Below are 12,255 nucleotides of genomic sequence, written 5' to 3'. Positions count from 1 at the left end.
CGGGAGCGGGCCGTGGCGGCCGTCGGCGCGCTGCACGCCCTGGCCGCCCGCCGCCGGGCCGCCGGCCTCCCGGCCCGGCTCGTCGGCACGACCGCGCCCGCCGGGCGGGAGCCGTCACCCACCGCCCCCGCAACCGGCGCCCCGGCGGCCGTACGCGCCGACCTCGCTGCCTTCGACGTGGCCCACGACGGCGACGACCTGGTCCTGCTGGCCCGCCCGGCCGGCCACGCCGACGCCGCGCACCCCGCCTGGCGTACGCCCGTCGCGGCAGCTCGCGACGCCTCCGCCGACCGGGACGCCGCCGAGCTGCGCCGCCGGCTGGCCGGGCTGACCACCGCCGAGGGGGACCGGCTCCTGCTCGACCTGGTCCGCGCCGCCACCGCCGAGGTGGCCGGCCTGTCCGGCCCGGCGGCGGTCCGCCCCGGCCGGGCCTTCAAGGAACTCGGCTTCACCTCGGTCAGCGCGGTCGCCCTGCGTGACCGGCTGGCCCGGGCCACCGGGGTACGGCTCTCCGCCACGGCCGCGTTCGACCGGCCCAGCCCGGACGCCCTCGCCCGGCACCTCGCCGCCCGGCTGCGCGGCACCGCCGGACAGCCCGGCCCCGGACCGGAGCGGCCCGCGACACCGTCCACGGTGGACGACCCGGTGGTCGTCGTCGCCATGGCCTGCCGGCTCCCCGGCGGCGTCGGCTCCCCCGAACAGCTGTGGGACCTGGTCGACCAGGGCAGGGAAGGGCTCACGGAGTTCCCCGCCGACCGGGGCTGGGACCTGACGCACCTGTTCTCCGACGACCCCGACCGCCCCGGCACCTCGTACGTACGGGTGGGCGGCTTCCTGACCGACGCCGCGGACTTCGACGCCAGCCTGTTCGCGATCAGCCCCCGCGAGGCGCTCGCCATGGACCCGCAGCAGCGACTGCTGCTGGAGACGTCCTGGGAGCTGTTCGAGCGGGCCGGCATCGACCCCACCTCGCTGCGCGGCAGCGCCACCGGGGTCTTCACCGGCGTCATGCACCACGACTACGCCGCGAACCTGCGTCAGGCGCCGCCCGGCACCGAGGGCTACCTCGGCGTCGGCACCGCCGGCAGCGTCGTCTCCGGCCGGGTGGCCTACGCGCTGGGGCTGGAGGGACCGGCGGTCACCGTCGACACGGCGTGCTCGTCGTCGCTCGTGGCGCTGCACCTGGCCGCCCAGGCGCTGCGCGCCGGCGACTGCTCCCTCGCCGTCGCCGGCGGCGTGGCGGTCATGGGCACCCCGCAGGCGTTCGTGGAGTTCAGCCGCCAGCGCGGGCTCGCCCCGGACGGCCGGTGCAAGGCGTTCGCCGACGGCGCCGACGGCACCGGCTGGTCCGAGGGCGTCGCCGTGCTGCTGCTCGAACGGCTCTCCGACGCCCGCCGGCGCGGGCACCCCGTCCTCGCCGTGCTGCGCGGCTCCGCCGTGAACTCCGACGGCGCGTCCAACGGGCTCACCGCCCCCAACGGCCCCGCCCAGGAGCGGGTCATCCGCCGGGCGCTGGCCGTGGCCGGGCTCTGCACCGCCGACGTGGACGCCGTCGAGGCGCACGGCACCGGCACCCGGCTGGGCGACCCGATCGAGGCGCAGGCGCTGCTCGCCACGTACGGGACGGGACGCGGCGACGCCGAGCCGCTGCGGCTGGGCTCGCTGAAGTCGAACCTCGGGCACACCCAGGCCGCCGCCGGGGCCGCCGGGGTGATCAAGATGGTGCTCGCGATGCGGCACGGGAGGCTGCCCCGCACCCTGCACGTGGACGCCCCGACGTCGGAGGTGGACTGGTCCGCCGGCGCGGTCGAGGTGCTCGCCGAGGCCCGCCCGTGGCCCGAGGTGCGCCGGCCCCGCCGGGCCGGCGTCTCGTCGTTCGGCATCAGCGGCACCAACGCCCACGTCATCGTCGAGGCGCCCGCCGACCCACCCACCGCGACGGAGGCCGCCGAACGGCAGCCGTCGCCCGGGGCCGCGTCGGTCACCCGGCGGCCACCCGTACCGTGGCTGCTCGCCGCTGCCTCCGGCGAGGCGCTGCGCGACCAGGCGGCCCGCCTGCTGACCTGGCTCGACGGGCCGGGCGCGGAGGCCGACCCGGCCGACGTCGGGCACGCGCTCGCCACCACCCGAGCCGCCCTCGAACACCGCGCCGTGGTGCTGGCCGGCGACCCGGACACCGCCCGGGCGGGCCTCAGCGCGCTGACCCGCAGCGAGCCGGACCCGGACGTGCCGGGTGTGCTGACCGGCCGGGTCGTCGACGGTCAGCTCGGCCTGCTCTTCGGCGGGCAGGGCGGCCAGCGCGCCGGCATGGGCCGCGAGCTGCACGCGGCGTACCCGGTCTTCGCCGACGCCTTCGACGCCGCCTGCGCCGAACTCGACCGCTGCCTCGCCGGCCACGCCCCGCACCCCCTCGCGGACGTCGTCCTCGCCGCCGAGGGCACCGAGCTGGCCGAGCTGCTCGACCAGACCCTCTACACGCAGCCCGGGCTGTTCGCCTTCGAGGTGGCGCTGTACCGCCTCCTGGAGTCCTGGGGGGTGCGCCCCGACGCGGTGCTCGGGCACTCCGTCGGCGAGCTGGCGGCCGCACACGTCGCCGGGGTGTTCCACCTCGCCGACGCCGCGGCGCTCGTCGCCGCCCGCGCCCGGCTCATGCAGCAGCTGCCCGCCGGGGGCGCGATGGTCGCCGTCGAGGCCGACGAGGCCGAGGTCGCCGCGCACCTGACCGACCGGGTGGGTGTCGCCGCCGTCAACGGCCCCACCAGCGTGGTCGTCTCCGGCGACACCGACGCGGTGCTGGCCGTCGCGGCCACCCTGCGCGCCGCCGGGCGCCGCACCAGCCGGCTGCGGGTGTCGCACGCGTTCCACTCGCCGCGCATGGATCCGATGCTCGACGAGTTCCGCGCGGTGGCGGCCGGCCTCACGTACCGCACCCCGCACCTGCCGGTCGTGTCCAACCTGACCGGTCACCCCGTCGACCCGGCCCGGCTCTGCTCGCCCGAGCACTGGGTGGCGCACGTGCGGGGCACCGTCCGCTTCCACGACGGCGTACGGGCCCTGCACGGGCAGGGCGTCACCACCTTCCTGGAGATCGGCCCGGCCGGCGTACTCACCGCGATGGCCCAGGACTGCCTCCTCGCCGAGGCCGACGAGCTGGCCTTCGTCCCCGCCGTACGGGGCGTCGCCGGCGAGCCGGAGGCGCTGCTCGCCGCCGTGGCGCGCCTGCACGTGCGGGGCGTCGCTGTCGACCGTGCCGCCCTCGCCGGCCCCGGGCCGCACCGCCGCGTCGACCTGCCCACGTACGCCTTCCAGCGCCGGCACTACTGGCTGCCCGCGCCGAGCGCGGCCGGTGGTCCCGTCGGCGTCGGGCTGGCCGACGCCGGGCACCCGCTGCTCGGCGGCGTGCTGCCGGTCGCCGGCACCGATCAGGTGGTCTGCACCGGTCAGGTCTCCGCCGCCACCCAGCCGTGGCTGGCCGCCCCCGGCGACGGCACCGCCGCCCTGCTGCCCGCCACCGCCCTGCTGGACATGCTCACCCACCTCGGCGAGCGGCTCGGCGCCCCGACCGTGCGGCGGCTGCGCGCCCCCGAGCCGGTGCCGCTGCCCGCCGAGGCGACCCTCGAGGTGCAGATCGGCGTCTCGGCGCCGGACGAGCACCGGTGCCGGGTGGCGCGCTGCCACGTCCGGGCCGGCGACGGGCAGCCCTGGCGGGAGGTCGCCGAGGCCGTGCTCGGCCCGCTCGACCCGGAGAGCGGCCGGGGCGCGCCCGCTGCGGTCTGGCCGCCCTCCGGGGCCCGGCCGGTGGACCTGACCAGCCCGCAGCGCCGGGCCCTGGCGGGGGAACTGGCCCAGGCCGCGTGGACCGCCGCCGACCGGCTCTTCGTCGACGTACGCCTGCCCGAGGACGCCCGGGACCCGGACGCCGACCGCTACGGCGTGCACCCGCTGGTGCTGGAGGCGGCCCTGCGTCTGCTGCCGCTCGCCGACTTCGCACCCGGCGACGACGCCGGGCCCACCGCCCGGCTGCTGCCCACCGAGTGGACGGGCGTACGCCGCCACGCCACCGGGGCGCACGCGCTGCGCGTCTGCCTGGCCCCCGCCGGGGCGGACGCGGTGACGCTGAGCGCCGTCGACGACGCCGGCGTGCCCGTGCTCGACGTCGACCGGGTGGTGCTGCGGACCGTGGACCCGCCGGCCGCCGCCGACGCACCGGCCGCGGCGCCCGCGCCCGCCGGGCTGTACGCCGTCGACTGGCTGCCCGCGGCGTTCCCGGCGACGCCGGCACCCACGTGGACGCTCGCCGACGGTACGCCGCCGGACGGACCGCTGCCCCCGCTGCTGGTGCTGCGCGTCGGCGACGGCGAGCCGGGCCACCCGGTGCCCGACCGGGCGCACGCCCTCGGCCTCGCCGCGCTCGGCGTGCTCCAGAACTGGCTGGTCGACCCCCGCGCGGAGACCACCCGCCTGGCCCTCGCCGTCCGCGACGGCGACCCGGTGCACGCCCCGGTGGCCGGGCTGGTCCGGGTCGCCCAGGCCGAGCGACCCGACCACTTCCTCCTGCTCAGCCTCGACGCCACCGACGACGCCACCGTCCGGGCGGCGCTGGCCGCCGCCGCCGACGAACCCGAGGTGGCCGTCCGCGACGGCCGCGCGCTGCTGCCCCGGCTCCGCCCGGTCGACCGACCCACGGCCGGTACGCCGCTCGCGGCGCTGGCCGGCGGCACCGTGCTGGTCACCGGCGGCACCGGCGGGATCGGCCGGCACGTCGCCGCCCACCTCGCCGCCGTGCACGGCGTCGCCGAACTGGTGCTTGTCAGCCGGACCGGCCGGGCCGGCGACTGGACGACCGCGCTGACCGACGCCGGTGTCACCGTCCGGGTGGTCGCGGCCGACGTCGCCGACCGCGCGGCGCTCGCCGCGGTCGTCGCCCCGCTGGCCGACCGGCTGGTCGCCGTCGTGCACGCCGCCGGGGCCACCGACGACGCCCTGCTCACCGACCTCGACCCGGCCCGCTGGGAGCGGGCCCTGCGGTCCAAGGTGCACGGCGCGTGGCACCTGCACGAGCTCACCGCCGGCCTCGACCTGGCCGCGTTCGTGCTCTTCTCCTCGGCCGCCGCCACCTTCGGCAGCCCCGGCCAGGGCAACTACGCGGCCGGCAACGCGTTCCTCGACGCGCTCGCCGCGCACCGCCGCGCCCAGGGACTCCCGGCGACCGCCCTGGCCTGGGGGCTGTGGGACACCCAGGACGGGATGGTCGGCAGGCTCACCCCGGCGGACCTGGCCCGGCTCGCCCGGGGCGGCACCCGCCCCCTCGACACGGCCGCCGGGCTGGCGCTGTTCGACGCCGCCCTGCACGTCGACCGGCCGGCGCTCGTGCCGATCGGGCTCGACCTGGCCGCCGTACGGACCTCCGGCGAGGTGCCCGCCCTGTTGCGGGCGCTGCTGCCCCCGCCGCCCCGCCGGGCCGTCAACGCCGACTCCACGCCCGCCTCCGCCAAGGGCTTCGCCGACCGGCTCGCCGAACTGGCCGAACCCGACCGCGCCGAGCTGCTGCTGGACCTCGTCCGCACCCGGTGCGCCACCGTCGTCGGGCACACCGGCCCCGACCAGGTCGAACCGCGCCGCCCGTTCAAGGACCTCGGCTTCGACTCGCTCATGGCGGTGGAGCTGAGCAACCGGCTCACCGCCGTCACCGGCGTCCGGCTCGCCCCGCACGCCGTGTTCAACCACCCCACCCCCGAACTGCTCGCCGCGCACCTGCACGCCCGGCTGCTCGGCACCGCCGCCACCGAGGTCACCGACGCGAGCACCGTCGCGCTGGACGAGCCGGTCGCCATCGTCGCGATGGCCTGCCGGTTCCCCGGCGGCATCGGCTCGCCGGAGGAGCTGTGGCGGCTGCTCGACGCGGGCGCCGACGTCATCGGCGACCTGCCCGGCGACCGGGGCTGGCCGCTGGCCGACCTCTACGACCCGGTGCCCGGCACGCCCGGCCGGACGTACGTGCGGGCCGGCGGATTCCTCACCGGGATCGCCGACTTCGACGCCGCGTTCTTCGGTATCAGCCCCCGCGAGGCCCTCGCGATGGACCCGCAGCACCGGCTGCTGCTGGAGACCTCGTGGGAGGCGCTGGAACGCGGCGGCATCGATCCGGTCACCCTGCGGGGCAGCCGCACCGGCGTCTTCGCCGGCACCCACGGGCAGGACTACGCCGACCGGGTCGCCCCCGGCGTCGTCTCCGACGACGGCGAGGTCACCGCCGACGAGGGCCACCTGCTCACCGGCACGGCCGGCAGCGTGCTCTCCGGCCGGGTCGCGTACGCGCTCGGGCTGGAGGGCCCGGCCGTCACTGTGGACACGGCCTGCTCGGCGTCCCTGGTGGCGCTGCACCTGGCCGCGCAGGCACTTCGGCAGGGCGACTGCGACCTGGCCCTGGCCGGTGGCGTGTCGGTGATGTCCACCCCCGCCGGGCTGACCGGGTTCAGCCGGCAGCGCGGCCTCGCCGCCGACGGGCGGTGCAAGGCGTTCGCCGAGGACGCCGACGGCTTCGGCATGTCCGAGGGCGTCGGGATGCTGGTGGTGGAGCGTCTCTCCGACGCCCGCCGCCGGGGCCACCCCGTGCTCGCGGTGGTCCGCGGCTCGGCGGTGAACCAGGACGGCGCGTCCAACGGGCTCACCGCCCCCAACGGGCCGTCGCAGGAGCGGGTCATCCGGGCCGCGCTCGGCGCCGCCGGGCTGAGCGCCGCCGAGGTGGACGTGGTGGAGGCGCACGGCACCGGCACGTCGCTCGGCGACCCCATCGAGGCGGAGGCGATCCTCGCCACCTACGGGCAGCGCCCGGCCGGCGCCCCGCCGGTGCTGCTCGGCTCGGTCAAGTCCAACCTCGGGCACACCCAGGCCGCGGCCGGCGTCGCCGGGGTGCTCAAGATGGTCCTTGCCATGCGGCACGGCCGGCTGCCCCGCACCCTGCACGCCGAGCGCCGCAGCTCGCGGGTCGACTGGGAGTCGGGCTCGCTGGAGCTGCTCACCGAGCCCCGCCCGTGGCCCGCGGCGGACCGGCCGGCGCGGGCCGGTGTCTCGTCGTTCGGCATCAGCGGCACCAACGCCCACGTGATCGTCGAGGCGGTCGCCGGGCCGGCCCCGGACGTCGACGCCGCAGCCACGCCGACGGAGGCGTACGCGCTGCCGTGGCTGCTCTCCGCGCGTACCCCGGAGGCGCTCGCCGGGCAGGCCCGGCGGCTGCGGGAACACCTCGCCGAGCGGCCCGACCAGCGGCCCCTCGACGTGGCCTGGTCGCTGGCCACCAGCCGCAGCACCTTCGACTCGCGGGCGGTGCTGGTCGGCGCGTCGCCGGACCAGGTCGCCGCCGCCCTCGACGCGCTCGCCGAGGGCCGGCCCGACCCGGCGGTGACGCGGGGCGAGGCCCGGCCCGTCGGCCGGTGCGTCTTCGTCTTCCCCGGGCAGGGCTCCCAGTGGCTCGGCATGGGACTGGACCTGCTCGACCAGGCCCCCGTGTTCGCGGAGCGGATGGCGGCCTGCGACGCGGCGCTGCGGCCGTACCTGGACTGGTCGCTGCTGGACGTGCTGCGTCAGGTGCCCGGCGCGCCCGGCCTCGACGAGGTCGACGTGGTGCAGCCCGCGCTGTTCGCGATGATGGTGTCGCTGGCCGAGCTGTGGCGCTCGTACGGCGTGCAGCCGGCCGCCGTGGTCGGCCACTCGCAGGGCGAGATCGCCGCCGCCTGCGTCGCCGGGGTGCTCTCCCTGCCCGACGCCGCCCGGGTGGTGGCGCTGCGCAGCCGGGCGCTGCGGGCGCTGGCCGGGCACGGCGCGATGGCCTCCGTCGCGCTGCCCGCCGACACCGTCCGCGAGCGGATCTCCCGCTTCGGCGACCGGGTCTCGGTCGCCGCCGTGAACGGCCCGGCGGCCGTCGTGGTCTCCGGCGAGCCGGAGGCGGTGGAGGAACTCCTCGCGGAACTGGCCGGTGGGCAGGTCCGGGTCCGGCGGATCGCCGTCGACTACGCCTCCCACTCCGCGCAGGTGGAACGCATCCGCGACGAGCTGACCGAGGTGCTGGCCGGCATCACCCCCGGCCCGGCGGCCGTGCCGCTGTTCTCCACCACCGACCTGCGCTGGCTCGACGGCGAGGAGATGGGGCCGGACTACTGGTACCGCAACCTGCGGCAGCCGGTCGAGTTGGAACGGGCGGTCCGCTCGCTGGCCGCCGAGGGCCACGACACGTACGTGGAGTGCAGCCCGCACCCGGTGCTCACCGTCGGCGTCGAGGAGACCCTCGCCGGGCACGACGGCGAGAGCGTGGTGGTCGGCTCGGTGCAACGCGACCAGGGCGACCGGGAGCGGTTCCTGCTGTCCCTGGCCCAGCTGCACGTGCACGGGGTCGCGGTGGACTGGCGGCCCGCGCTGGCCGGCGGCCGGCGGGTCGACCTGCCCACGTACGCGTTCGCCCACCACCGCTACTGGCCCCGGCCCGTCTCCGGCCCCGGCGACGTCGGCGCCGCCGGCCTGGACGCGGCCGGACATCCGCTGCTCGGGGCGTCGGTCGCGCTGGCCGAGGCGAGGGGCCACCTGTTCACCGGGCGGCTGTCGACCGACGCGCAGCCGTGGCTGGCCGACCACCGGGTCGCCGACAGCGTGCTGGTGCCCGGCACCGGCCTGGTGGAGCTCTGCCTGCGCGTCGGCGACGAGGTCGGCCACCCCGTCCTCGACGAGCTGGTCATCGAGGCCCCGCTCACCCTGCCCGCCGACGGGGCGACGCAGGTGCAGGTGGCGGTCGGCGCGGGCGACGACGGACGGCGCGCCGTGACCGTGCACTCGCGGCCCGCCGACGCGCCGACGGGGACCCCGTGGACCCGGCACGCCAGCGCCACCCTCTCCGCCGACCAGCCCGCCGCGTCGCCGCAGCTCACCACGTGGCCGCCGCGCGACGCCCGCCCCGTCGACCTGAGCGGCTTCTACGCCGACCTGGCCGCCGACGGCTACGCGTACGGGCCGGCGTTCCAGGGGCTGCGCCAGGTGTGGACCAGCGGCGACGAGGTCTACGCCGAGGTGAAGCTGCCGGCGGCCCAGCGGGTCGACGCCGACCGGTACGGCCTGCACCCCGCCCTGTTCGACGCCGCCCTGCACGCCGCGCACTTCGGCGGTCTCGCCGGGGCCGGGGCGGGCCAGCTGCTGCTGCCGTTCGCCTGGAACGGCGTCGCCCTGCACGCCACCGGCGCGACCGCCCTGCGGGTGCGGCTCACCCAGGTCGGGCCGCACGCCATCGCGTTGACCGCCGCCGACCCGACCGGCGCCCCGGTGGCCGAGGTGACCGCCCTGACGATGCGGCCGATCTCCACCGCGGAGCTGTCCGTCACCGACGACCGGGCCACCCGCGACGCCCTGTTCCGGATCGACTGGACGCCGCTGCCGCCGGCCGACGCGGCCACCCCGGTCGACGCCGTGGCCGTCGCTCCCGGGCTGGACGGCTTCCCGCTCCACGCCGGCCTGGACGGGCTCGCCGACGCCGTCGACGCGGGACTGGCCCTGCCCGGGGTCGTGATCGTGCCGCTGGACGCGCAACCCGCGCGACCCGCCCCCCGAGCGGCGCGCCACACCGCCGTACGGGCCCTCGACGTCCTCCGGCGCTGGCTCACCGAGCCCCGCTGGGCGGCGGCGCGGCTGCTGCTGGTGACCCGGGGCGCGGTGGCCGTGCACCACGCCGGCGAGGTGACCGACCCGGCCGCCGCGGCGGCGTGGGGACTGGTGCGCTCCGCCCAGTCGGAGAACCCGGGCCAGGTGGTCGTCGTCGACGTCGACGGCGACGGGATCGGCCCCGACCAGGTGGCCGCCCTGCTGGCGGCGGACGAGCCGCAGGCGGCGATCCGGGGCGGCGCGGCGTACGTGCCGCGGCTGGCGCGGGCCGGGTCGGCGGGCGAGCTGACCGCACCACCCGCCGCCGCGTGGCGGCTGGACGCGCCCGTGCGGGGCAGCCTGGAGAACCTCATCCTGAGCCCCACCGACGCCGCCGACGTCGCACTCGGCCCCCGCGAGGTGCGGGTACGCGTGCGCGCCGCCGGTCTCAACTTCCGCGACGTGCTCAACGCGCTCGGCCTCTACCCGGGCGACGCGGGGCCGCTCGGCGGCGAGGGTGCCGGCGAGGTCGTCGAGGTGGGCGCCGAGGTGACCGACCTGCGCCCCGGCGACCGGGTGTTCGGGGTCTTCGTGGGCTGCTTCGGGCCCGTCGCCGTCACCGACCGCCGGTTGCTGGCCCCGATGCCGGGCGGCTGGTCGTTCGTCGAGGCCGCCTCCGTCCCGGTGGTCTTCCTGACCGCCTACCACGGCCTGGTCAACCTGGCCGGGCTCACCCGGGGCGAGTCGGTGCTGGTGCACGCGGCGGCCGGCGGCGTCGGCATGGCCGCCGTGCAGCTCGCCCGGCACCTCGGCGCCGAGGTGTACGCCACCGCCAGCCCCGCCAAGTGGGACGCCCTGCGCGCGATGGGCCTCGACGAGGGGCACCTGGCCTCGTCCCGGACCCTGGACTTCGAGACCCGGTTCGCCGACGCCACCGGCGGACGCGGTGTCGACGTGGTGCTGGACTCGCTGGCCCGCGAGTTCGTCGACGCCTCGCTGCGGCTGCTGCCTCGCGGCGGACGGTTCATCGAGATGGGCAAGACCGACATCCGGGATGCCGACCGCGTCGCCGCCGACCACCCGGGGGTGGCGTACACCGCCTTCGACCTGACCCTCGAGGACCCCGACGAGGTGCAGCGCATGCTCGTCGTGCTGCTGGGGCTCTTCGAACGGGGAACGCTCACCCCGCTGCCCACCCAGGTGTGGGACGTCCGGCAGGCGCCGGAGGCGTTCCGGCACGTCAGCCAGGCCCGGCACGTCGGCAAGGTGGTGCTCACCATGCCCCGCGCGTGGGACCCCGACGGCACCGTGCTGCTGACCGGCGGCACCGGCACCCTGGGCAGGCTGGTCGCCCGGCGACTGGTCGAGACGCACGGCGTACGCCGGCTGCTGCTGGTCAGCCGCCGCGGCGAGCGGGCCCCCGGCGCGGCCGAGGTGCTCGCCGAGCTGCGCGCCCTGGGAGCCGACACCACGGTGGTGGCGGCCGACGTGGCCGACCGCGACGCCCTGGCCCGCGTGCTGGACTCGGTGCCGGCGCGACACCCCCTGACCGCGGTCGTGCACCTCGCCGGGGTGCTCGACGACGGGGTGGTCACCGCCCTCACGCCGCAGCGCGTCGACACGGTGTTCGCGCCGAAGCTCGACGCCGCCTGGCACCTGCACGAGCTCACCCGCCACCTCGACCTGGCCGGGTTCGTGCTGTTCTCTTCCGGCGCGGGTGTCTTCGGCGTGCCCGGCCAGGGCAACTACGCGGCGGCCAACGCGTTCCTCGACGCGCTCGCGCTGGCGCGGTGCGCGCAGGGGCTGCCGGGCCGCTCGTTCGCCTGGGGGCTGTGGGAGCAGGCCAGCGAGATGACGGCCAAGCTGGACCGCGCCGATCCCCGCATCACCGCCCGCGACGGGCAGCTCGCGATCCCGTCCGAGCTGGGGATGGCCCTGTTCGACGCGGGCCTGCGGGCGGCCGAGCCGGTGCTGGTGCCGACCAGGATCGACGTCGCCGCGCTCGGCGAACGGGTCGAGCGCCCGCCGGCGCTGCTGCGCGGGCTGATGCGCCGGGAACGGCCGACCGCGCGCTCGGCCGCCCCGGTCGCCGGCGGGCGTACCCTCGCCGACGAGCTGGCGGCCCTGGCCGGGCCCGAGCGCCACAACCTGGTGGTCGACCTGGTGCGCGAGCAGGCGGCGAGCGTGCTCGGGCACGGCAGCCGCGCGGCGGTGGCCCCCGGCCGGGCGTTCAGCCAGATCGGCTTCGACTCGTTGACGGCCGTCGAGCTGCGCAACCGGTTGACCACGGCCACCGGCCTGCGTCTGCCGGCCACGCTGATCTTCGACTACCCGGACCCGAACGAGCTGGCCACGTTCCTGGTGTCCCAGCTGGCGCCGGACACCGGCCCGGCGGTGCCGCCGGTCCTCACGGACCTGGAGAACCTGGAGCGCTCGCTGACCGAGGCCAGCGTCGAGGCGGAGCTGCACGACCAGATCGGGTCCCGGCTGGAGGTGCTGATCGCCAAGTGGCGCACGATGCGCGCCGGTTCGGGCGGCGATCCCGACCTCGACCTCGAACTGGCCAGCGACGACGACCTCTTCGACCTCATCGACTCCGAACTCGGTCTCTGATGGCCGTCCGGCTGCCCCCAC

At 77.8% G+C, this 12,255-nt stretch carries 1 protein-coding gene; it reads left to right on the top strand.

Annotated features, from left to right (window positions below):
• Positions 1 to 12,234 (top strand): SDR family NAD(P)-dependent oxidoreductase (locus V6U77_RS24770; protein ID WP_442934502.1); only part of this gene is annotated, 12,234 nt, incomplete at its 5' end.
• Between the last annotated feature and the right edge of the window lie 21 nt (positions 12,235 to 12,255).

The sequence above is a fragment of the Micromonospora sp. CPCC 205546 genome (assembly GCF_036902715.1).
In the GTDB taxonomy this organism is placed as follows: Bacteria; Actinomycetota; Actinomycetes; order Mycobacteriales; family Micromonosporaceae; genus Micromonospora.
Note: the sequence above shows the minus strand (reverse complement) of the source record. Positions and strands in the feature narration are given on the sequence as shown.